Origin of the sequence: Xenorhabdus taiwanensis (assembly GCF_036512875.1) — a bacterium.
GTDB lineage: Bacteria > Pseudomonadota > Gammaproteobacteria > Enterobacterales > Enterobacteriaceae > Xenorhabdus > Xenorhabdus taiwanensis.
On sequence record NZ_AP028978.1, the window covers coordinates 2,631,792 to 2,655,357 of the forward strand.

Sequence of the window (23,566 nt, forward strand, 5' to 3'; positions counted from 1 at the left end):
TTTGCCGCAAGTTACGCACGCAGATTAACGTTAATCGTCTCTTGAAGTCTGCCGTTAGGGCCAGGGGTACGGCGCTTATCGCCGTCTTGACGATCAGCAACATCCAATACTTCTTGGTTATTTACTAATTCTTCTAAACTGATGCTACTCAGGAAGCTCGTTATGCGATCACTCAGGTCACGCCACAAGGCATGGGTCAAACACCGATCGCCGCCTTGACAACCTTCTCGACCCTGACAACGAGTGGCATCAACAGATTCATCAACGGCTGAAATCACTTCAGCAACGAAAATTTCACCTGCATTTCTGCCCAATAAATAGCCGCCACCTGGACCACGGACGCTAGAAACCAGACCATTTTTACGCAGGCGGGAGAACAACTGCTCAAGATAGGAAAGGGAAATACCCTGACGTTCAGAAATATCGGCTAACGGCACCGGCCCTTCTTGTGAATGCAATGCCACATCTAACATGGCTGTTACCGCATAACGTCCTTTTGATGTCAGTCTCATAACAAAAACTCCGTGGTGAAATATGGGTAAAATTGTGGCATTCCTGAGTATTTTAGTCAACTATTTAACCGAGTAATTTAGTCAACTATTATTTGACTACCTGTCACTTTTTCACTTACCTGTCCCCACGGCTTTCCCGACTGCTTTCCGCTATTTATTTTTTATCCCACCTCTCCATGGAAGTCAGTATACCACGCAGGATATTCAGCTCTTGGGTTTCTGGCCGTGCACGAGTATAAAGACGTCTTAATTTGTTCATTATCTGGCCCGGATGCGCTTTGCGAATAAAACCAGACTCTTTCAATACCTGTTCAAGGTGCTGATAAAAACGTTCCATATCTTCGACAGGTGGATACTCTACTTCGAGCTCTGGAGACGTAGCCTCTTCTGATTGCTCTTGAGCCGCAAGGTATGCCATGCGAATTTCATAGCTAACCAACTGAACCGCCATCGCCAAATTCAACGAACCATATTCCGGGTTAGTTGGGATATAAAGGTGATAATTACACTTCTGTAACTCTTCGTTAGTCAAGCCAACACGTTCACGGCCAAAGACAATAGCAACCGGAGAGTGACTGGCAGTTTCGACACAACGTTCACCACATTCACGTGGCTCAACCATCGGCCAGGATAGGGTCCGGGAACGAGCACTGGTGCCAATGACTAATTCACACCCAGCCAATGCCTCATCCAACGAATTCACAATCGTTGCATTGCCGATAACATCACTTGCACCGGCTGAAAGTGCGATAGCGTGAGAATCAGGTTGGATAAGCGGATTCACCAGATACAGATTGGTCAATCCCATTGTTTTCATGGCTCTGGCTGTTGATCCCATGTTCCCCGTATGGGAGGTTTCTACCAGAATAATGCGGATATTCTCTAACATGATGGCTTTTAAATTCAGTATAAGAGCCGAATATCTTAACACAGCATTAGTCATTTTGACGAACTACTGCTATAATGCGCGCCAATTTATTTCCCGTTCTTTAAAATCCTGGTGGAAGATACCCCATGCATCCGATGCTAAACATCGCTATACGCGCTGCGCGTAAGGCCGGCAACTACATTGCCAAAAGCTACGAAACTCCTGATGCTGTTGAAGCAAGCCAAAAAGGCAGTAATGATTTCGTTACCAATGTTGATCGTGAAGCAGAAAAGCTGATCATTGATATCATCCGTAAATCTTACCCTAAGCATACGATTATCACCGAAGAAAGTGGTGATCACATAGGAGAAGAGGATGACTTCCAATGGGTTATCGATCCACTGGATGGCACAACCAACTTTATTAAACGCCTTCCCCACTTTGCTGTTTCCATTGCTGTACGTATTAAGGGCCGCACAGAAGTATCCGTAGTTTATGATCCAATGCGCAATGAGCTGTTCACTGCAACTCGTGGTCAAGGCGCTCAATTGAACGGCTATCGTCTGCGTGGTACTAATGCTCGCGATCTGGATGGCACTGTCCTTGCAACGGGTTTCCCATTCAAAGCCAAGCAGCACACTATCCCTTACATGAATGTACTAGGTAAATTATTTGAGCGCTGTGCAGATTTCCGGCGCACGGGTTCTGCAGCACTGGATATGGCGTATGTCGCTGCCGGACGTGTAGATGGTTTCTTCGAAATTGGCCTGAAACCATGGGATTTCCTGGGCGGCGAGTTGTTGGTACGTGAATCAGGTTGTATTGTTACTGATTTCGTTGGTGGTCATAACTACGTCAGCTCTGGCAATATCGTTGCAGGCAGCCCCCGTATCGTTAAAGACATTCTGTCTGAAATGCGTGAAGAATTGACTGAAGCATTGAAACGTTAATTCGTTATTATTAAATAAACGCGATGCTCGACTTTAACATCCTATAACGTTGGCTTGTTGAAGCCAGTCGCGTTGATTTTTACCTTGTTTAAAATTGGCAAAAATACCCAACGTGTGAGAAAGCAGTTTTCTGGCAATTCGATTACTCAAATGCCACAAATCCCGTGCCCAGCACTTCTCGATAGCAAATTGTCCGGCGAGTTGACCAATCACGGTTTCAATTAAACGGCGTTTGGCGTTAATGACCCTTCTCATTTTTCTGGGGAGGGGATCATCCATATTGGCACGCACAGGGGTAATCATTTCAATACCCTCTACCTTCATTTCCTGTTTAAATTCAACGCCTAAATACCCTTTATCACCCAGCAAACAGCCTTTTATCGAGCCGATCACATCCCAGGCTGCTTCACACTCACTGACATTGGCGGGCGTCAGTGTAAACCCGGTTACTACGCCGATTTCGTCTATCATGAGATGTCCTTTGCAGCCGTAGTCAGTTTCGTTTTTGGCCGCGCAGTACCCATAATCGGCTTGCCCTTTGAAGTTGGCACAGCCTTTTGCTCTTTTGAATCCACAGACGGGCAGCGGAAATCCGTCGATAATATGTACCGGCCTGTCGAGTGCGCCCAATAACCTCGCCAGCTTTTCTTGCAGTTGTTGTTTAACAACCCAAAGATTCGAAGTCTATTTAGCGAAATTGGCGCGTGAACCTAGCCCCGGAAACCATTCGCGCCAGTGATCATTGAAGTATGTCCAAATGCCTTTATCTGTTGAAAATCCTAAAAATTCACCCACCACTTCCATCGTGATGGCTTCTGAATCGTATACCTTGCTGTAACTGCGTTAAATTGTCATCTACCCAACAAAACACCCAAATGATAAAATCTTGCTGTGACATAGCCTTTTGTTCCTTTATTTCTCTATTTTTGACGACTTAAAGTTATAAAGGAGCGGCTATGTCATTTCAACTCACCATAAAAGTCGAGCATCGCGTTACTTTAGATAATTTTTATTGAACAACCAGGAGAAAAAATGCCTTTTCATCAACCTTTTAGAGAAAAAGTTGCTCATGATGACCTCATTTATGGGTTAGATGACGCCAGGATAAAATACACTAAGGGGACAGATAAGCCATTTTTAAATGGGCCATTTTCATTAGTTGATCTTTGCAGGCGTGTGTACAAACCCAGACCTCACACCATAGATGAGTATGTCGTTCAAGGAGAGCGAGAAGCAAGATTCAGAACCGCTGCCGCCGCAGAGGAAGTATTAATACGTGATGAGTTCATGAAAATGAAGACAAGACGTTCCTATCAAAACAGTTTCACATTATACCTTGAACGCCATAAAAAATATCACACTATCACACTTAAGGAACATCCACACGAGGGACGCTTATTCACCAGAAAATGTAAAGGAGGATTAGCTTGGGCCACTACGTGCAATGACGCGATCATCAAGAATATGCATGTACATTTTATTCTTGATAAGATAGACATGGAATATATAGTGCACAAACGCAGACACCCTAATTCTCGAAATCCAACAGACATCACTGCGCACGAGTTAAGATGGATTTATAGAAATAGACATCTTTTACGGGTTCAACAAAAAATACAATTTTGGTTGAACGGTAAACCTACTACTCCACCTTGGGAGAGTAGGGAAGGCGAGGCATTATGGAATCAATACATACCTCAAAATGAGCCATTTTGATGGTCAGTCTCCCCCAAATAGGCTTAACCATTATATGGAAGTATGGCATACCTATACATGACTACCAACGCTAGCTGTTTATTGAGAAATTATAGTTCCCCTATACTGCCATAAAATACACAGAATGAGGTTGTTTTATGGCAGATGCTCTCGCTTCCGTATCAAACGGAAAACTCTATAAAGGTCAATTACTGAACTATTACTACTGTCGCCGGGCAGAATCTGCCATTGGCGTGAACGGCCAGTTTCTGATAACCAAAGGCTGGTTTGGGATGTCATCCCTTGTCACCGCCAATCCGACCGGCGGCTGGGACATTGCCGATATTCCACTGGATTTCGCCAATACAGATCTGTTGAAGAAATTCGCGGAATGCTCACTGATTTGTACCGTCTCCGGCAGCACCATCTCAATCAATGCCACGCTCCCGGAATCCGATCTGCCTGAAGATACCGCGTTTGACTTTAACACACTGGCTCTGGTGGATAATAAAGGCAATATTTTTGGCGTGTTGTGTTGCCAGCAAGACACGCTGCATAAGGGCAAATTATTTACCGCACTCATGACTATTGAGCAGAAGGTGGCCTAATGTCTCAGGTGATCAACGAAGCGGCCGTGCTGTCCAGTAACAGGGTGCGCTACCGCTGTTAGCCGATATCCAATATTTACGCGATGCTCGACTTTAACATCCTATAACGTTGGCTTGTTGAAGCCAGTCGCGTTGATTTTTACCTTGTTTAAAATTGGCAAAAATACCCAACGTGTGAGAAAGCAGTTTTCTGGCAATTCGATTACTCAAATGCCACAAATCCCGTGCCCAGCACTTCTCGATAGCAAATTGTCCGGCGAGTTGACCAATCACGGTTTCAATTAAACGGCGTTTGGCGTTAATGACCCTTCTCATTTTTCTGGGGAGGGGATCATCCATATTGGCACGCACAGGGGTAATCATTTCAATACCCTCTACCTTCATTTCCTGTTTAAATTCAACGCCTAAATACCCTTTATCACCCAGCAAACAGCCTTTTATCGAGCCGATCACATCCCAGGCTGCTTCACACTCACTGACATTGGCGGGCGTCAGTGTAAACCCGGTTACTACGCCGATTTCGTCTATCATGAGATGTCCTTTGAAGCCGTAGTCAGTTTCGTTTTTGGCCGCGCAGTACCTAGGGCACCTGATAGGTGCCCTTTTTCTTTATGGCTTTAGCCAGTTTAAATCGCGTTAGCGTCTTAAACATAAAACCACCCGCTTTGCGGGTGGAGTTCAAAGGTTATACCAAGAAAAACACCTTTCCGTTACGATATAGATGTTCAAGCTAATATTCGTAACTCAAATAAGGAAAGGTGTTTATGGGCATTAAAGCACAAAGCTCAGCGCATACAAAGTGGCTGTGTAAATACCATATCGTCTTTTCGCCGAAATATAGACGGAAAGTGATTTTTAATAATATTCGTTCAAGTGTGGGAGAGATCCTCAGAGACCTTTGTAAGTATAAAGGTGTGGAAATAATCGAAGGTCATCTCATGCCAGATCATGTTCATATGTTGGTGAGTATTCCACCAAAGCTAAGCGTTTCAAGCTTTATGGGATATTTGAAGGGTAAAAGTTCGTTGATGATCTTTGATAGACACGCCAATTTAAAATATAAATTTGGCAACAGAAAGTTTTGGGCGGAAGGGTTCTATGTCAGTACGGTAGGGCTAAATGAAGCGACAATTCAAAAGTATATCAGAGAGCAAGAAAAGTCGGATTTAATCTCGGATAAATTGAGTAGTAAAGAGCATGTAGACCCCTTCAAGGGGTAGGCCAAAGCAGCAAAGACACTTAGCTTGAACGAAGAGAAAGCAGCGTCATTTAGGCGCAGTCGGTAACAAGCCCTTATAGGGCAAGAGCAAACCACCCGTTATACGGGTGGTTATGATTATTTTTATTAGCGCGAGAGTCAATGGGCTTCAACTTTTGGTCTCAGGAACAGGGCAGGTAACACAATCAATGCCATCACCCAAAATATACCATTTCCTATCTGTTCATACATGAAACCAGCAATCATACTCATGATGGCAATACCGCCCCCCATTGCTACAGCAGAATAAGTCGCCTGCAATCGGATGATTTCGTTTTCTTTTCTGGCGCCAATAAAACGCATCGCAGCCAAATGGCAGACGGTGAAAGTACCACAATGCAGGATTTGAATAATAATCAGTGCCGATAATTCTGTCGAGGTACCCATGAGCCCCCAGCGAACAACACCACAAACTCCTGACAATAACAGCAGATTACGGGCACTCCAACGGCGAAATAATTGCTTGCTGAAGGTAAAGATAATAACTTCCGCCACTACGCCCAACGACCAGAGATAACCAATGGTTGATGAGGAATAACCCGCTTGCTCCCAATAAATGGAACCAAAACTGTAATATCCCGCATGGGCAGCCTGTAATAGAGTTACACAGAGTAAAAATTGCCACACTGATTTTTCGGATAAGAGTTCTTTAAAAGAAACAGCATTCGTATTGGTTGCTTTAATCTTACCTGTCGGCATGATGGAAGGTTTCAACATCATTCCCAATGACATGGCAGTAACACCGAACACCAAAAAAGCAAGAATGATATGATGTGTACCAAATAATTCGCGGCCGATCCAATGATTCAAACTATCAAACGATATATTCCAGCCAAAATTCAGGCTGCTGATTGAAAAATTTATCCCATTGGCAGACATCAATATGCCCGCCAATGAAGAACTAATAACAAATGCAATTGAACCCCAAACCCTTACCTTGCCATAATCAAACGTAAACTGCTTTTGCCATGAGCCTGCCAAAGCATCTGATAAGGGGACGAGTGGTGAAAAGAATAAATTGAAACCTACCATGATAAAGAGAAGCCATGCCCAATGGCTGTCGAATACAAAGCCAACGGCAAAAAGCAATGCCAATAATGAGAGGAGCCGCAATGCATTAATTAATTTAGCGGGGTTTTTTACCGTAGGAGAGATAACCAGACTGCCGACAAAGCGAGCGACCATTCCAGCACCCAGCAATATCCCTATCATTGAGGCATCAATGCCTTCACCTTTTAACCAGACAGACCAAAAAGGCAAGAATATACCGTAAGAGAAAAAATAGGTGAAATAGCCCAGGCCCAACCAAAATGTCGATGGAACAACCATCCAAATGCCCCCGTTCTTGATACAAAAAACCCGCTCAAAACTAACGTTATGAGTCGGGTTTATTACTGATACTACATTTTATTTAAATTATGCGTAAACCGGATATTTTGCGCAGATATCCAATACTTTTTGCTTAATACTTTCAATGGTTGCTTCATCATTGATGTTATCCAGCACATCACACATCCAACCAGCCAGTTCACGGGATTCTGCGTCCTTGAAGCCACGGCGGGTAATTGCAGGTGTTCCAATACGGATACCAGAAGTGACGAATGGGCTGCGTGGATCGTTAGGTACGCTGTTTTTGTTAACGGTGATATTGGCACGTCCCAAGGCCGCATCAGCATCTTTACCCGTAATGTCTTTGTCCACCAGATCCAGCAAGAACAAATGGTTTTCAGTTTCGCCAGAAACCACTTTGTAACCGCGTTGCAGGAATACTTCTACCATCGCTTTCGCGTTCTTAGCAACTTGCTGTTGGTAGGCTTTGAATTCAGGTTCCATCGCTTCTTTCAATGCAACAGCCTTACCAGCAATAACGTGCATCAACGGCCCTCCCTGGGAACCAGGGAAAACAGAAGAATTCAGTTTTTTGTAAAACTCTTCATCGCCACCCTTCGCCAAAATCAAGCCACCACGTGGACCAGCCAATGTTTTGTGCGTTGTTGTAGTCACCACATGTGCATGAGGAACTGGGTTTGGATAAACCCCTGCGGCAACCAGACCCGCTACGTGAGCCATGTCGACGAACAGATAGGCACCGATTTCATCCGCAATTTCACGCATCTTCGCCCAATCGACAACGCCAGAATAAGCAGAGAAGCCACCGATGATCATTTTAGGTTGATGTTTTTGCGCTTGATTACGAATATCGTCGTAATCGATTTTGCCATTTTCATCAATACCATAAGGCACGATGTTATAAAGTTTACCAGAGAAGTTAACGGGAGAGCCGTGAGTCAGATGGCCACCGTGCGCCAGATTCATCCCTAAAACCGTATCGCCGGGTTTTAGCAGTGTCATATACACCGCAGCATTTGCCTGAGAACCAGAATGTGGCTGGACATTTGCATAATCTGCACCAAACAGCGCTTTTGCGCGATCAATCGCAAGCTGTTCAACCACATCGACATACTCACAGCCACCGTAGTAACGTTTACCCGGATAACCTTCCGCATACTTATTAGTAAGCTGAGAGCCTTGTGCCTGCATTACTCTTGGGCTGGTGTAGTTTTCAGAAGCAATCAATTCAATGTGTTCTTCTTGACGACAAACCTCCTGTTCCATCGCTTGCCACAGTTCGGGATCGTAATTCGCAATATTCATTTCACGCTTTAACATTTGGTTCTCCTGACTCAGCTACATCTCTAAAAAAATACCCCTGAGGGCCAGAATGGCACACAGTGTAAACTCTTTTTATCGAATGAGATAGTCTTGACAAAATAAATTACGCAAACGTTTGCATGATGCATTGGTAGCCCATCAGAAGCTCAATAACCTACTGTTTCGTTAATGATTACGGATTTATTACTGATACTTGTGATATTGCTCACTATTCATATTGATTAAAATTCTATTTTTTTGATTTAAGGAAAGATAATTATCTTTTTTCAATTTGATATATTCCCAAACCCAATAAGTTGCATTTAAAATGCAACTTATAAATTTCAACATTATGTGAGAAAAATTCAGGAGATCCCCATGCTAGATAGTCAGGTTATCGCAACCATAAAATCGACCATTCCATTAATTGTTTCTACAGGCCCTAAACTAACTGCGCATTTTTACGAACGTATGTTCAAGCATAATCCTGAATTAAAAGATATTTTTAATATGAGTCACCAGATCAACGGTGATCAGCGTGAAGCGCTTTTCAATGCCCTTTGCGCTTATGCTGGCAATATCGATAATCTGTCAGCGCTCTTACCTGCCGTAGAAAAAATCGCCCATAAACACGCCAGCCTCAACATTCAACCGGAGCATTATCAAATTGTAGGTAAGCACCTGCTGGCGACGATTGATGAAATGTTTCAACCTGGTGACGAAGTTCTCAACGCCTGGGGAAAAGCCTATAACGTATTGGCAAATGTCTTTATCAATCGAGAAGAGGAAATTTATCAAAATGGTGAGTCCCTAGCAGGAGGTTGGCGTGATCTACGTCAGTTTCGTGTTAGCCGAAAACAACCACAAAGCGATGTCATCACTAGCTTTGAGTTTGTGCCTGTTGATGGTGGCAAGGTCATGGATTACAAACCAGGGCAATATTTGGCGATCTATATAGCAGATCCAACACTTGAAAACCGTGAAATCCGCCAATATTCGCTGACCGCCGCACCAAACGGAACCAGTTACCAAATTGCCGTCAAGCGTGAACCTCAGGGCAAAATTTCAAACCACCTGCACGATAAGGTACAGGAAGGAGATATTGTGATGCTGGCAGCACCACACGGTGATTTCTTCCTTGATGTGCAACCTGATACGCCAGTTACGCTGATTTCTGCCGGAGTTGGTTTGACACCGATGATGAGTATGCTGCAATCCCTGCATAACCAACGTCATACTGGCTCAGTAAATTGGTTCCACGCCGCAGAGCATGGCGGCCATCATGCTTTTGCAAATGAGGTGAATGAAATTTCCCAATCTATGCCTAATTTGTATGCACAAGTTTGGTATCGTGAACCCAGAGATATAGATCAGAAAGGCATACATTACCAACATACTGGATTTATGGATCTATCCCTCGTGAAGGAAGCAATAACAGTAGAAGGGATGCAATTCTATTTCTGTGGACCAGTGGCTTTCATGCAACATATCGCCAAACAGTTGCTGGCAATGGGCATTGATGAGCAACATATCCATTATGAATGTTTTGGCCCACATAAAGTCATTTAGTACGGTTTACCTAATACACCCGAATTCTGAATAAGGAATTAAACCAAAAACCTGTTCCAAGATCAGTATCTTAGACTAATAAAATACCGACCTAAAAAGGGGCAGGTTATGGATAAATTAGTTGAAATTTTCTGTGATTTCGATGATTTTTGCCGTTTTTTCCTTTCTCAATTAAATAAACGAAAAACTATTTTATTAAAATAATTTAAACTAAATTATTTTTCTTATGATTTGATTATTTTTTAAAAATGTTACCGTATTCACATAATCATAAATATCAGAGTTTATTCCTATTGTTATTTTTAGCAAAATTCATAGTCTTTTGACGTTCTAAAAAACTATAGTTGCATGTATTGCAAAGGAAAAACAATTTTATGAAAATTAAAGCTCTTGTTGCAGTAGCTGTTTCTGCTGCAATTCTGACAGGTTGTAAGAATATTGATCAGGGAATGCTGGCTCATTCTGGAATGCAATTATTCCAGGCGGCAACACTAAGTGATTCAGATGTCAAACAATTATCTGACCAAGCATGTAAGGATATGGATGCACAAAATAAAATTGCACCGGCATCCAGCCAATACACTAAGCGTCTGAACAAAATCGCCAAAGCATTAGGTAGCGAAGTTAACGGTACATCGGTTAACTACAAAGTTTATCTGACTAAGGATGTGAATGCATGGGCAATGGCTAACGGTTGTGTGCGTGTATACAGCGGCCTGATGGACATGATGAACGACAATGAAGTAGAAGGCGTTCTGGGCCATGAAATGGGTCACGTTGCACTGGGCCATACCCGTAAAGCAATGCAGATTGCTTATGCTACCGTTGCTGCACGTACCGCAGCTGCATCAGCTGGTGGTGTAGCCGCGCAACTGAGCGATTCTCAGCTTGCAGCACTGGGTGAAAAACTGATCAACTCACAATTCTCGCAGCATCAGGAAAGTCAGGCTGATGACTTCTCTTATGATCTGATGAAAAAACGCAATATCAAAACTGAAGGTTTAGCAACCAGCTTCGAGAAATTGGCTAAACTGGGCAGTGGTGAAACCAGCATGTTTGATTCACACCCACCTTCACAGGAGCGTGCTCAACACGTTCGTGATCGTATCGCAGCAGATAAGAAATAATAAGTTCTGTACAATACCAGTAAGATAAGTGATAACGGATTGAAAATCGGATATCCCTGCACATCATTTCCGATTAGGGTGTGGGCTAACCGATAATATTCCCGTTATCACTTTTTCAGATGATTTTAGTGACTTGATTAAATCGCTTCTTCGTCCTGCTCACCGGTACGAATGCGCACAACACGGGCAACATCGAAAACAAAAATTTTGCCATCGCCAATTTTGCCTGTTTGTGCAACCTGCATGATTGTTTCGACGCAGGTATCAACAATATCATCCGGTACGACAATTTCTATTTTTACCTTTGGCAGAAAATCCACCATATATTCAGCGCCACGATACAGTTCAGTATGCCCTTTCTGACGGCCAAATCCTTTCACTTCTGTCACGGTCATACCAGTGATCCCCACCTCAGCCAGAGCTTCACGCACATCATCCAGCTTGAAAGGTTTGATAATTGCATCAATCTTTTTCATGAAGTTTTCCTGTAATTACCAATTGTTACGTCCGAAACCGGAAGTAATTGGGTAACGCCGATCTTTACCAAAATCACGCTGCGTAATGCGTGGGCCAATAGGTGCCTGGCGACGTTTATATTCATTAATGTCAACCAGTCGGATCACCTTGCGCGCAATGGCTTCATCAAAACCTTCAGATACCAGATCAGCCACTGATTTATCTTTTTCAACATACCCTTCGAGAATCGCGTCCAAAATGTCATAGGGAGGAAGGCTGTCCTGATCCAACTGATTTGGTGCCAACTCCGCTGACGGCGGACGATCAATTACACGCTGAGGAATAGCCGAGGATACTGTATTACGATATTTAGCCAATGCAAATACCATCGTTTTGGGGACATCTTTCAAAGCATTAAAGCCACCAGCCATATCGCCGTACAGGGTTGAGTACCCTACTGCCGATTCACTTTTGTTACTGGTGGTCAATACCAGGCGACGACGCTTGTTAGACATTGCCATCAAAATAACTGCGCGGCAACGTGCCTGTAAATTCTCTTCTGTCGTATCTTTTTCTGTTCCCGCGAACATCGGTTCAAGCTGTGCCATAAACGCATCAAACATGGGTTCGATGGAAACAACGTCAAATTCAACCCCCAGCAATTCTGCTTGTTCTCTGGCATCGTGGATACTCATTTCTGAGGTATAGCGAAATGGCATCATGACTGCCTGCACATGATCTTTGCCCAGAGCATCCACAGCAATCGCCAGTGTCAACCCGGAATCAATCCCACCGGACAAACCAAGTAAAGCGCCTTTAAAACCGTTTTTTTGCACATAATCACGTACAGACAGCACCAGTGCCTTATAAATTTGCGCCAGAGGTGGCAATTGAGGGATTGGATTTGCCATTGGTTCAATGTCCATCTCATTGAAACAACATTGCTCAACCTGTTCTTCAAATGCTGCCATGCGATGGGTTATTTCACCATTGGCATCAAAGACCTTAGAACAGCCATCAAAGATAAGCTGATCTTGTCCCCCCACCTGATTAAGATAGATAATTGGCAAATGAGTACGCTGGCAGTGGGACTTAATTAATGTACTACGAATATTCGGTTTTTCACGATTAAAAGGAGAGGCATTAATCGACAAGATGATTTCTGCACCAGCCTGTTTCAGGGCATCAATTGGGGCATCAAACCACAAATCTTCACAAATCAATAAACCGAGATTATAACCCTTGAAGGGTATAACGCAGTTTTGATCCCCCGCTTTGAAATAACGCTCTTCATCAAAAACGCCATAATTTGGCAGTAGCTGTTTGAAGTAACGTGCCACAGTTTCCCCTTGCCAAAACAGGGAAAGTGCGTTGTAAAGTTTGCCATCCTGTTGCCACGGATGTCCTACCAAAATACCAACCTGAGCGCTTGCTTGTTGCAAACGTACCAATTGTTCACAACAACGCTGATGTAAATCAGGGCGGAACAACAAATCCTCAGGAAAATAGCCAGACAGCGCCAGCTCAGAAAACATAACCAGATCAGCGCCTTTTGCCTGCTGCTCCCGAACTGTCTGCAACATACGTTCGCTGTTGCCTTCAATGTCTCCTACCAACCAATTTAACTGGGCAAGAGCAATATTAAGAGTACGACTCATAGAATGCGGCTCTCCTGGGCCATAAATCATCTATCTGCCTTACTGGATTTCAGCAGCAAAGCAATTCAATCTCTATACCCTGTGTTTTTTAAGTTGCCTGTATCTAGCAATCTGAAACTTAGCGGGGTATATAATTTCTACTTAGTGTAAGAATTTCTGGGATAGCAGAAAAGTTATTCCTTAAAATCGTTAGCATCCAGCTCGTGGCGTGCCAGCAATTTATAAAATTCTGTCCGGTTACGCCCAGCCATGCGGGCAGCATGGGTCACATTACCTTTGGTTATCTGCAACAATTTACGCAGGTAATTCAATTCAAACTGCCCACGAGCTTCCACGAATGTCGGCAATGCCGTATTTTCTCCTTCCAATGCCTGAGCAACCAGAGCATCACTAATGACCGGCGCCATCGTCAATGCCACACACTGTTCGATGACATTAACCAATTGACGAACATTGCCCGGCCAACTTGCTGCCATCAGACATTTCATGGCCGTGGTGGAAAAACTGCGAACAAAAGGCTTATGACGTTTGGCTGCGTCACGTAACAGATGATTAGCCAATAGAGGAATATCTTCTGCACGTTCGTTCAAGGCAGGAATTTTCAAGTTAACAACGTTCAATCGATAGTAGAGATCTTCTCGAAACTCATTACGCTGCATGGCCTTAGGCAGGTCACGGTGAGTGGCTGAAATAATTCTGACATCAATGTCGATATCCCGATTACTCCCCAATGGGCGAATCTTGCGTTCCTGTAGCACTCGCAAAAGCTTAACTTGCAACGCCATCGGCATATCGCCAATCTCATCAAGGAATAATGTTCCTCCTTGCGCCGCTAAAAATAGCCCTTCCCGACTGCTGACGGCGCCCGTAAACGCGCCTTTAGCATGACCAAATAATTCAGATTCAAGTAATTGCTCAGGTAAGGCACCACAGTTAATGGCAATAAAAGGCTTCTTCGCTCTGGGACTTGCCCGATGAATAGCCTGAGCCAATACCTCTTTACCGGTTCCACTTTGCCCGTTAATCAGAACACTCACATCGGATTGAGCCACCATCTTTGCCTGTTCCAGTAAACGCAACATTAAAGGGCTGCGGGTGACGATTTTCTCGCTCCACTGTCCATCGATGGCTGGCGTTGATAGTTCCAGCGCATCATCAATCGCTTTATAAAGTGCGTCACGATCAACAGGTTTGGTCAAGAAACTAAATACGCCTTGTTGCGTTGCTGCCACTGCATCAGGAATAGAGCCATGCGCAGTCAGAATAATAACAGGCATACCGGGATACTGTTTCTGAATTTCGGCAAACAATGCCATACCATCCATTTCATCCATGCGTAAGTCACTGATCACTAAATCTACTTTTTCTCTCGCCAGTATGCGTAACGCTTCATGCCCACTCTCTGCGGTCGTGACACGAAAGCCTTCACTGGTCAAACGCATTCCCAATAGTTTTAGCAAGCCAGGATCATCATCAACTAAAAGAAGATGGGCGGAATTGCGTACTGTCATTATTATTCAGCTCCTTTTTCTTCTGATTTTTCTTCTGAAGGATTGGCTTCCGCTTTAGTATCTGTGTCTTTTGCGGATTTGTCTTTCGGTTCTGCTTTATTATCCGATGAAGAGTGCGCATTAGGAGTAGCAACACTACTTTGTTCTTGTTTACGAGAGGAAAGTTGGCGTTCAATATCGGTCAGATTTTCTAGTTTGCGGGACATTGAATGAAGCTCATATTCTAAACGTCCCCGTATTTCTTTCAGACGATCAATTTTATTATCACTGTCAAACTGGAAGCGCTGGAATTTGGCCCTTTCTTCAGCAAGATTAATTTTCAGATATTGCTGCTCACGCCACAATTGGAGTAATGGCCGTAAAGCGACAGGAAATTGGGCACTATATCGATTAAAGTTTTCCACCATTTTCCTGCGTTCAGCTAATACAGAAGTCGCCCTGCCAATTAAAATACTTTGCTTAAGCACTTGATGCCAAGCAGTCGGAGTCTCAGGGGCAAAACGTTTCGCCGTCTCACGAGCTTCTGCCGAAGACAACCGATCCGTACAATCGATAACTCTCAACCAATAAAGCCCATTTTCCATCGCGGTTGGTTTCGTGATATCCCATATTGAATCACAATCCTTAAGACGATAATCCGTCACCTTCTGTTCTGGCAAGATAGACTGCGCCAGAGTTGTCAAATTATCTGATCCATTCGTTTTAACGCATCCTGCCAGCAAATAGGGAACAAACAATAGCAAGATGGCCCGCAAGCGCAGAGTCGAAGCACGTGCCAAGGCAGATGGCCTAACAGCCCTTTTTTTCATTGGCTCAATCACAATATTTTGCTGTCCCGTCTCCGTCATAAAGCGGTAAGTAAACCTGTTATACATATTATTCAGTCATTCTCTGCGGTTAATGGCAGTTCAATTCGAAAACATACATCAGCAAATTCGGATTCTACCAGGCAAAGCTCCCCCTGCATTTGTTTAATGCAATCTTGCGCGATGCTCAAACCAAGACCGCTTCCTTTAACTGCCCCTTTTCGTTGTAGTTTTCCTTGGTAAAATGGCTCGAAGATCATACTTTTCTCTAACTCTGGGATAGGCGTTCCTGTATTGGCAATGTCAATCTGAAGGTTTTTTCCCACTTGCCGACCAGAAATCCAAATGTTACCGGATTCAGCGCCATAGTGCACTGCATTGGAATAGAGATTATCAATCACCCGTGTCAATAAACCAGGCTCCGCCCAACAATAATCCATATCCAGTTGAATTTCTGTATAAATATTTTTTGTCCGTGCCGGCAATTGGTGTGATAACACGACACCATCCACAATTTCTTTTAAAGAAACAATCTGATGTTCGGCAGCGCCATCCGCTAATTTACGGTTATATTCCAGTAATTGCTCAATAAGCTGCTGTAAGTGCCTGCTGCTACTGTCCAAAATACTGACAACCTCTCTTTGGTCTGCTGTCAGAGGCCCTGCAATTTCGTCAGCCAGTAGCTCCGTTCCTTCACGCATACTTGCCAAAGGGGTTTTCAGTTCATGGGAAATATGGCGTAAGAACTCATGGCGCTGAGACTCCAGCCAAGATAAACGTTCACTCAGCCAAATAATGCGTTGAGCCAATGATCGTAATTCCCGTGGTCCTTTAAAGGAATCAATCTGATTTTCCAGTGATTGCCCTTCTCCAAGCCGATTGATCATTCGCTCAATGCCTTTTACTGGCCCAATGATCATACGCGTAAACAAGGCTATCAAGAAGGCACTTAACAAGAATAAAATGAGGCTTTGCCAACCAAAAAATTGTCCTTTATCAGCGATATCTTTTTGCAGTTGTTCACCACGACTGAAAATAATATTACGGGTTTCCTGCACCAAAAGATTATTCGCCCTGGAGAATTCTTCAAGTAATTTAGATGAAGCTGCTTCTGGCGCTCCATTACTACAAGAAATTTTGCTCAAACCAGACAGTAATTCATTGAATTTTTTAGTATATTCTGCATTAGCTAACATCGCCATCTGATTACCAAGCATATTCATGTACTGCCGATACTGGCGTTGATAAAGCTTTTCTAGCCGACTATCGCCCAATACGCAGTATTGGCGGTAACTACGTTCCATCTCAAGGGCAACTCCAACCATCGCCTCGCTACGGCGGGCATCCACCAGCGTTGAACGATTAATCTCAGCAGCCTGGGTACTAAGCTGATCAAGACTTTGATAAGCCTGATAAGCCAAAACTAATAGTGGCAATAATACCAACCAGAAAGCCATGACAACCAATTGCCGCAATGAGCGTGGAAATAAACGCCATTTTTTCAAAGAAATCATCTCATAACCTGTAATTACATTGATGCTACAGTTACTTTTATCTTCTTATTGAAAATGGTCAGAATAATAGTTGAAAACAGCGGATAATTGAAATATGCGAATGCATACATAAACACGGCGGGCAGGAATAACCTACAAAAATGATGGCGGGACAGTAACTTTTTTACCATCCCGCCAGTGAGGAGCCTTCATGCTATTCAATGAACATGCAGGTGGTGCCTCACTCCACGTGTCGCCCTGTGTTTGATAAAGCCCGAAAGCGAATATCATTAAGTTGGACGGTAGGCACCTTACTTTGGCGTCATTCTGGGCTTTATGTGGTTGTTCCCACCTCATTGCGGGCCGACATAAAAAGATGAATGAGCAACTTCTTTATATTATGCACATTACGTGCCAACTTGAAAAGTTGTATTTAACCAACTGATATAATTGAAAATAAATAAAAATATATATTTACTGCATTTTCTTATCGGTATTTCTTCATATTTGATATGTATTAGTGTCGCTTATTTATGACACATTGCTATCAGAAAATATTTTCCAAATTATATCAAATAATTAAGTGTCTCTCTTTTGAGACATCGTAGAGCAACATTGTCGCAATATGGAGACACAGCCAGAAGAAAGGATGAATAACACCAAAACGTCAGATAAAAAATAAAGGCCCTGATGCATTTTCAGGGCCTTTTCTATTAACCTAACTGTTTGCGTGCATTACGGAAAATACGCATCCACGGGCTATCTTCTCCCCATTCTTTTGGATGCCAAGAGTTGCTAACAGTGCGGAATACCCTTTCAGGATGAGGCATCATTACCGTGACTCTTCCGTCAAGGCTGGTCACAGAAGTAATACCGTTCACAGAACCATTTGGATTCGCTGGATAGTTTTCTGTCACTGAACCGTAGTTATCCACAAAACGCAATGCAACCTGCTGATTTTTTTCAAGCTCCATCAAACTCAGGTTGTTTCTAAACTCTACCTGTCCTTCACCATGAGCTACTGCGATCGGTAAACGAGAACCCGCCATATCTTTCAGGAACAGTGAAGGGCTGTTTGCCACTTCCACTAAGCTAAAACGGGCTTCATAGCGTTCTGACCGGTTACGGACAAAACGCGGCCAGTGTTCTGTACCCGGAATCAACTCATGCAGGTTAGATATCATCTGACAACCATTACACACACCGAGTGTTAAGGTATCCGGCCTTGCGAAGAAACTCGCAAAATCATCACGTACCCGGGAATTAAACAGAATGGATTTCGCCCAACCTTCGCCCGCGCCAAGCACATCCCCATAGGAGAAGCCACCACAAGCAACCAATGTTTGGAATTGATCTAATGTGATCCGCCCCTCCAATAAGTCACTCATATGAACATCTACCGCCTCAAAGCCTGCCCGGTGGAATGCCGCCGCCATCTCAACATGAGAGTTAACTCCCTGTTCACGCAATACAGCAACGCGCGGACGCACTTGTTTTGCAATATAGCAAGCAGCAATATCTTCCGCAGGGTCGAAAGTTAATTTCACATTCAAGCCAGGATCATTCACATCCTGTTTTGCCTGATGTTCTTGATCTGCGCACTCAGGATTATCACGCAGACGCTGCATTTGCCACGTTGTTTTTGCCCACCATAAGCGCAATGTGCTGCGCTTCTGACGATAAACTTCCATATTGCCACTGGAAATCACAAAATCATCGCCCGCCTGGGCTTTACCCAGATAGTGCACACATTCATTTAATCCATAATCTGCCAACAGATTTTCAATTTGTTCTCTGTCAGTCTCACGAATTTGAATTACCGCACCCAGTTCTTCATTAAATAATGCGGCCAGGATATCTTCATCAAATGCACTGATATCAGCATACAAGCCACAATGGCCGGCAAAAGCCATTTCAGCTAATGTCACCAATAGCCCGCCGTCTGAACGGTCATGGTAAGCCAGCAATTTTTGTTCTGAAATCAAGTGCTGGATCGCATTAAAGAAACCCGCTAATTGCCCAACGCTGCGAACATCGGCGGTTTTATCCCCAAGTTGGCGATAAACTTGAGCCAATGCTGTTCCACCCAGCGCATTTTGCCCTTTACCCAGATCGATCAGCAGCAACGCATTGTCATCTTCAGTAGATAACTCTGGTGTCACAGTACAGCGTACATCTTCTACCCGAGCAAACGCACTGATAGCCAGTGAAAGTGGTGAAGTCATTTCACGCACTTCCCCATTTTGACGCCAGCGGGTTTTCATCGACATCGAGTCCTTACCAACTGGAATGGTCAATCCCAATGCCGGGCACAACTCCTCACCCACAGCCTTAACTGCGGCATACAAACCTGCATCTTCACCGGCATGGCCTGATGCCGACATCCAGTTAGCTGATAACTTCACGCGTTTCAGATCCTGGACATAGGCGGAGGCAATATTGGTCAGCGCTTCACCCACCGCCATACGCGCCGATGCCGCAAAATCCAATAATGCAATCGGCGCTCGCTCACCCATTGACATGGCTTCGCCATAATAGCTGTCCAAACTGGCAGTAGTCACAGCACAATCTGCGACTGGAATTTGCCAAGGGCCAACCATTTGGTCACGGGCAACCATACCGGTTATGGAGCGATCTCCAATCGTAATCAGGAATGTTTTTTCTGCCACGGCAGGCAAATGCAAGACACGTTTTACCGCTTCTGCCAGCTCAATGCCCTTGCGATCCAAACTTTGCCCTTGAGCTTGCAAAACCTGCACATTTTTTAGCATTTTTGGCGTCTTGCCGAGTAAGACATCCAGCGGCATATCGATTGGCTGATTATCAAAATGGGTGTCATTCAGCAGCAAGTGCCGTTCTTCCGTTGCTTCCCCAACCACAGCATAAGGAGCACGTTCACGACGGCATATTTCTTCGAACAGGGCTAACTGCTCTGGCGCTACCGCCAAAACGTAACGTTCCTGGGATTCATTGCACCATAACTGCAATGGACTCATGCCAGGTTCATCATTAAGAATATTGCGTAACTCAAAACGCCCGCCTCGACCGCCATCACTGACCAATTCAGGCATGGCATTTGACAAACCACCCGCTCCGACATCATGGATAAATAAAATCGGATTTTTATCCCCCAATTGCCAGCAACTGTCGATAACTTCCTGACAACGACGCTCCATCTCCGCATTGTCACGCTGCACAGAGGCAAAATCCAGGTCAGCATCAGATTGACCCGATGTCATTGAAGATGCCGCACCACCTCCCAAACCGATGTTCATGCTTGGCCCACCCAGCACAATCAACTTTGCGCCGACCGAAATATCCCCTTTCTGGACATGTTCTTCACGGATATTGCCGATCCCGCCTGCCAGCATGATGGGCTTATGGTAACCACGCAATTCTGTACCGTTATGGGAAGAGACTTTTTCTTCATAGGTTCTGAAATACCCCAGCAATGCCGGTCGCCCAAATTCATTATTAAACGCTGCACCGCCTAATGGACCTTCCAGCATGATGTCTAATGCACTGACAATGCGATCAGGTTTACCAAAATCCTCTTCCCACGGCTGTTCAAACCCGGGAATTTTCAGGTTTGAAACCGAAAAACCGACCAGTCCAGCTTTCGGTTTAGCTCCCCGTCCGGTTGCACCTTCATCACGAATTTCGCCACCTGACCCCGTTGCTGCACCAGGCCAGGGCGAAATTGCGGTTGGATGGTTATGAGTTTCCACTTTCATTAAAATATGAGCAGGCTCTTGATGGTAGTCATAAACACCGGTTGCAGAGTCAGGGAAAAAGCGGCCAACATGAGAACCCTCCATAACTGCCGCGTTATCTTTATAAGCAGAAAGCACGTAATCCGGCGTCTGTTCAAACGTGTTTTTAATCATTTTGAACAAAGACTTGGGTTGGGTTTGACCATCAATAACCCAATCTGCATTGAATATTTTGTGGCGACAATGCTCAGAATTTGCCTGTGCAAACATATACAACTCAACATCTGTTGGATTGCGTCCCAACGCCTGAAAAGCGCTCATCAAATAATCAATTTCATCGGTAGCCAGAGCCAGCCCTAATTCAATATTTGCCGATTCCAGTGCTGCCCGCCCCGATTGCAAAATATCAATCTGTTTTAACGGCGCAGGTTGCTGATGAGAAAACAGGGCTTCGGCTTGTTCAAACTGAGTGAACACACTTTCCATCATGCGATCATGCAATAATGCTGACAACGTTTGCCAGTGCCCGTCATCCATGCCAATAGCCTGAATATAATAGGCAATCCCCCTTTCTAAACGGACAATCTGGTTCAGTCCGCAATTATGGACAATGTCTGTCGCTTTCGATGACCAAGGAGATATCGTGCCTGGACGAGGTGTGACTAATATGAGTTGTCCTTTAGGCTCAAGTTCGGCCAAAGAGGGGCCATATTTTAATAGCTTATTTAATTTCTCTCGTTCATCTTTCGTGATTGGGGCACTAACTTCCGCAAAATGCACATATTCTGCATAAATGTCGGTAACAGGGAGATGTTGATCTTGACACTGGGAAAGGAGCTTAGTGATACGAAATGCCGATAAAGCGGGTGAGCCACGCAGAATTTCCATAATATTAGGTTCTCTCATCTTAGAAGCAAAGCCTGACTGATGCCTCAGGGGAAACTGCAAGCATTATAGAGGAATGTTTCCTCTGACGAAACCGTTTGCGTGGTTATTTATCCACCCTGCAAGACATTCAATAAATTGCCAAAATGGGTTTAATAGGGTTGCACATCCCCCTTTTGTTGCGCAAAATTCTCGATTACTGGAAATTTAACCATGCTATTATCTTGCACTTCACACGGTTTTCAATCGTTCGGAAAAGAGATAACCATTTGAATAACATAAAGATAAATTATTTTGTTATCGTAATTATCGCGCTCCTCTCTGCTGCCATCATCGGCCTTAATATCAACTGGCCCAATAAACAGCAGGAGCAGATAAACAAAATTCTGGCACGAGGAGAGCTACGGGTTAGTACCATCAGCTCTCCTCTGATCTCTCTTAACAGCAAAAATGAACCAACAGGATTCGACTATGAGTTAATTAAGCGGTTTGCCGATTATCTGGGAGTTAAACTTGTGATTAAGTTTCGTCCCAACATTAAGCAACTTTTTGACGACCTGGAAAACGATAAAGCCGATTTCCTGGCTGCTGGGCTTATCTACAATAAAGATAGGCTGAACCAAACACGTACTGGCCCTGCCTACGCTTCAGTTATACAACAACTGGTTTATCGCAAGGGGGAGGCACGTCCACATTCGTTTGGCGATCTAAAAGGTAAACTCATCGTCACGGCAGGCTCAGCCCATGTAAGCGAACTGAAAAAATGGAAAGAAAAGTCTTATCCTGAGTTAAGTTGGGCAGAAACACCACACGAAAATACGCAGCAATTGCTCGAACAACTCTCCGAGGGAAAAATCGACTATACCATCAGTGACTCCCTCAGTTTAGCTTTGCAACAGCGTATTCATCCCAATTTGGCAGTTGCGTTTGATGTCAGTGAAGAGAATCCCCTGACCTGGTATTTAAAGCGCAATAGTGACTATAGTCTCTACTCCGCTATGCTCGATTTTTTCAGTATGTTGACTGAAAACGGTATTATGTCGCGACTACAAGAAAAATATTTCAGCCATATCGGTTCATTCGATTACTTCGATACGATTTCCTTTATTCGTGCCATCAATAAGCTTTTACCAACCTATCAGCCAATTTTTCAACAATACGCAGGATCACTTGATTGGCAATTAGTGGCGGCCATTGCATGGCAAGAATCACATTGGGATCCGCAAGCCACTTCACCCACTGGCGTGCGTGGTTTGATGATGCTCACTCGCCCGACAGCAGAATGGGCTGGGATTCACGATCGGCTGGATCCAGAAGAGAGTGTTAAAGGAGGAATGGCTTATCTGAACTACCTGATGGAGCGTTTGCCAAAAACCATTCCTGAAGATGAGCGCATTTGGTTTGCCCTTGCAGCTTACAATATGGGATATGGGCACCTTCTTGATGCCCGTAAATTAACCGCTACGCAAAAAGGGAATCCAGACAGTTGGCTGGATGTTAAAACGCGTCTTCCCCTGCTCGGCAAGAAAAAATACTACGCTAATACGACATATGGTTATGCCCGTGGCTATGAAGCTTATCGCTATGTTGAAAATATCCGGCGTTACTATTTGAGCCTGGAGGGATATCTTAGGGCAAAAGCCAACCGCGAGAAAACAGAGGAAAGTGAAGTACCAACGGATACGACTATAATCAACACTCCCCAAGCGGAAAATAACAAAATAACAAGCAACAATGCTGAGACTCACGAAAAAGCGTCGGAGAATAAAACGCCGACGCAATCTGAAGCAGCCGCTAAACCATAA

At 44.2% G+C, this 23,566-nt stretch carries 17 protein-coding genes and 2 pseudogenes; 7 read left to right on the forward strand and 12 right to left on the reverse strand.

Features of this window, described 5'->3' with window-relative positions:
• Positions 1-11: 11 nt before the first annotated feature.
• Positions 12-512 (reverse strand): Fe-S cluster assembly transcriptional regulator IscR, encoded by a 501-nt coding sequence (gene iscR / locus ACE1SE_RS11980; protein ID WP_374051092.1) that lies wholly within the window; start codon positions 510-512, stop codon positions 12-14.
• A 154-nt stretch (positions 513-666) separates the two neighbouring features.
• Entirely contained in the window at positions 667-1,401 is a 735-nt protein-coding gene (gene trmJ / locus ACE1SE_RS11985) for a tRNA (cytosine(32)/uridine(32)-2'-O)-methyltransferase TrmJ (protein WP_374051093.1), read from the reverse strand.
• A 125-nt stretch (positions 1,402-1,526) separates the two neighbouring features.
• On the opposite strand from trmJ, the gene suhB reads away from it, so the two are divergent.
• On the forward strand, positions 1,527-2,330 hold the full coding sequence (gene suhB / locus ACE1SE_RS11990; protein ID WP_374051094.1) for an inositol-1-monophosphatase: 804 nt from the start codon (positions 1,527-1,529) through the stop codon (positions 2,328-2,330).
• A 33-nt stretch (positions 2,331-2,363) separates the two neighbouring features.
• On the opposite strand, the pseudogene ACE1SE_RS11995 reads toward suhB, so the two are convergent.
• Positions 2,364-3,228 (reverse strand): annotated as a pseudogene (locus tag ACE1SE_RS11995) (IS982 family transposase).
• A gap of 134 nt (positions 3,229-3,362) precedes the next feature.
• Between ACE1SE_RS11995 and ACE1SE_RS12000 the strand changes: the two are divergent.
• On the forward strand, positions 3,363-4,046 hold the full coding sequence (locus ACE1SE_RS12000; RefSeq protein ID WP_374051095.1) for a hypothetical protein: 684 nt from the start codon (positions 3,363-3,365) through the stop codon (positions 4,044-4,046).
• A gap of 137 nt (positions 4,047-4,183) precedes the next feature.
• Positions 4,184-4,633 (forward strand): phage tail protein, encoded by a 450-nt coding sequence (locus tag ACE1SE_RS12005; protein ID WP_228863371.1) that lies wholly within the window; start codon positions 4,184-4,186, stop codon positions 4,631-4,633.
• Between the two features lie 93 nt (positions 4,634-4,726).
• On the opposite strand, the pseudogene ACE1SE_RS12010 reads toward ACE1SE_RS12005, so the two are convergent.
• A pseudogene (locus ACE1SE_RS12010) lies at positions 4,727-5,212 on the reverse strand (IS982 family transposase); the annotation flags it as partial.
• Positions 5,213-5,397: 185 nt separating this feature from the next.
• On the opposite strand from ACE1SE_RS12010, the gene tnpA reads away from it, so the two are divergent.
• A complete protein-coding gene (gene tnpA, locus ACE1SE_RS12015; RefSeq protein WP_099118097.1) occupies positions 5,398-5,853 on the forward strand; it encodes an IS200/IS605 family transposase in 456 nt (151 codons plus the stop codon).
• A gap of 137 nt (positions 5,854-5,990) precedes the next feature.
• Here tnpA and ACE1SE_RS12020 read toward each other — a convergent pair whose 3' ends face one another.
• Both ACE1SE_RS12020 and glyA read right to left on the reverse strand, forming a co-directional pair.
• Positions 5,991-7,220 carry a 3-phenylpropionate MFS transporter gene (locus tag ACE1SE_RS12020; RefSeq protein ID WP_374051096.1) on the reverse strand — a complete coding sequence of 410 codons (1,230 nt, stop codon included), beginning with the start codon at positions 7,218-7,220 and terminating at the stop codon, positions 5,991-5,993.
• Between the two features lie 87 nt (positions 7,221-7,307).
• The gene (gene glyA, locus ACE1SE_RS12025) at positions 7,308-8,561 is read right to left on the reverse strand and encodes a serine hydroxymethyltransferase (protein ID WP_374051097.1); all 1,254 of its coding nucleotides are present in this window, start codon (positions 8,559-8,561) and stop codon (positions 7,308-7,310) included.
• 354 nt (positions 8,562-8,915) lie between these two features.
• Here glyA and hmpA point away from each other — a divergent pair, with 354 nt between their 5' ends.
• Together hmpA and loiP are read left to right on the forward strand one after the other, a co-directional pair.
• Positions 8,916-10,112 (forward strand): NO-inducible flavohemoprotein, encoded by a 1,197-nt coding sequence (gene hmpA, locus ACE1SE_RS12030; protein WP_374053662.1) that lies wholly within the window; start codon positions 8,916-8,918, stop codon positions 10,110-10,112.
• 374 nt (positions 10,113-10,486) lie between these two features.
• On the forward strand, positions 10,487-11,239 hold the full coding sequence (gene loiP, locus ACE1SE_RS12035) for a metalloprotease LoiP (protein WP_374051098.1): 753 nt from the start codon (positions 10,487-10,489) through the stop codon (positions 11,237-11,239).
• Positions 11,240-11,376: 137 nt separating this feature from the next.
• Here the strand turns inward: loiP and glnB are convergent, their stop codons facing one another.
• From glnB to purL, 6 genes are all read right to left on the reverse strand, one after another.
• Positions 11,377-11,715 (reverse strand): nitrogen regulatory protein P-II, encoded by a 339-nt coding sequence (gene glnB / locus ACE1SE_RS12040; RefSeq protein WP_045971762.1) that lies wholly within the window; start codon positions 11,713-11,715, stop codon positions 11,377-11,379.
• Positions 11,716-11,730: 15 nt separating this feature from the next.
• A complete protein-coding gene (locus ACE1SE_RS12045) occupies positions 11,731-13,353 on the reverse strand; it encodes an NAD+ synthase (RefSeq protein WP_374051099.1) in 1,623 nt (540 codons plus the stop codon).
• Between the two features lie 173 nt (positions 13,354-13,526).
• Entirely contained in the window at positions 13,527-14,864 is a 1,338-nt protein-coding gene (glrR, locus tag ACE1SE_RS12050; protein ID WP_374051100.1) for a two-component system response regulator GlrR, read from the reverse strand.
• Between the two features lie 2 nt (positions 14,865-14,866).
• Positions 14,867-15,739 (reverse strand): two-component system QseEF-associated lipoprotein QseG, encoded by an 873-nt coding sequence (qseG, locus tag ACE1SE_RS12055; RefSeq protein WP_374051101.1) that lies wholly within the window; start codon positions 15,737-15,739, stop codon positions 14,867-14,869.
• 5 nt (positions 15,740-15,744) lie between these two features.
• Entirely contained in the window at positions 15,745-17,184 is a 1,440-nt protein-coding gene (locus ACE1SE_RS12060; RefSeq protein ID WP_374051102.1) for a sensor histidine kinase, read from the reverse strand.
• 692 nt (positions 17,185-17,876) lie between these two features.
• Positions 17,877-21,764, reverse strand: a complete 3,888-nt coding sequence (purL, locus tag ACE1SE_RS12065; protein WP_374051103.1) for a phosphoribosylformylglycinamidine synthase — start codon at positions 21,762-21,764, stop codon at positions 17,877-17,879.
• Positions 21,765-22,030: 266 nt separating this feature from the next.
• Here purL and mltF point away from each other — a divergent pair, with 266 nt between their 5' ends.
• The gene (gene mltF / locus ACE1SE_RS12070; RefSeq protein WP_374051104.1) at positions 22,031-23,566 is read left to right on the forward strand and encodes a membrane-bound lytic murein transglycosylase MltF; all 1,536 of its coding nucleotides are present in this window, start codon (positions 22,031-22,033) and stop codon (positions 23,564-23,566) included.

Coding starts and splice junctions, on each gene's coding strand:
- iscR (WP_374051092.1), bottom strand. CDS start 512: ATGAGACTGACATCAAAAGGACGTTATGCGGTAACAGCCATGTTAGAT.
- trmJ (WP_374051093.1), bottom strand. CDS start 1,401: ATGTTAGAGAATATCCGCATTATTCTGGTAGAAACCTCCCATACGGGG.
- suhB (WP_374051094.1), top strand. CDS start 1,527: ATGCATCCGATGCTAAACATCGCTATACGCGCTGCGCGTAAGGCCGGC.
- ACE1SE_RS12000 (WP_374051095.1), top strand. CDS start 3,363: ATGCCTTTTCATCAACCTTTTAGAGAAAAAGTTGCTCATGATGACCTC.
- ACE1SE_RS12005 (WP_228863371.1), top strand. CDS start 4,184: ATGGCAGATGCTCTCGCTTCCGTATCAAACGGAAAACTCTATAAAGGT.
- tnpA (WP_099118097.1), top strand. CDS start 5,398: ATGGGCATTAAAGCACAAAGCTCAGCGCATACAAAGTGGCTGTGTAAA.
- ACE1SE_RS12020 (WP_374051096.1), bottom strand. CDS start 7,220: ATGGTTGTTCCATCGACATTTTGGTTGGGCCTGGGCTATTTCACCTAT.
- glyA (WP_374051097.1), bottom strand. CDS start 8,561: ATGTTAAAGCGTGAAATGAATATTGCGAATTACGATCCCGAACTGTGG.
- loiP (WP_374051098.1), top strand. CDS start 10,487: ATGAAAATTAAAGCTCTTGTTGCAGTAGCTGTTTCTGCTGCAATTCTG.
- glnB (WP_045971762.1), bottom strand. CDS start 11,715: ATGAAAAAGATTGATGCAATTATCAAACCTTTCAAGCTGGATGATGTG.
- ACE1SE_RS12045 (WP_374051099.1), bottom strand. CDS start 13,353: ATGAGTCGTACTCTTAATATTGCTCTTGCCCAGTTAAATTGGTTGGTA.
- glrR (WP_374051100.1), bottom strand. CDS start 14,864: ATGACAGTACGCAATTCCGCCCATCTTCTTTTAGTTGATGATGATCCT.
- qseG (WP_374051101.1), bottom strand. CDS start 15,739: ATGTATAACAGGTTTACTTACCGCTTTATGACGGAGACGGGACAGCAA.
- ACE1SE_RS12060 (WP_374051102.1), bottom strand. CDS start 17,184: ATGATTTCTTTGAAAAAATGGCGTTTATTTCCACGCTCATTGCGGCAA.
- purL (WP_374051103.1), bottom strand. CDS start 21,764: ATGGAAATTCTGCGTGGCTCACCCGCTTTATCGGCATTTCGTATCACT.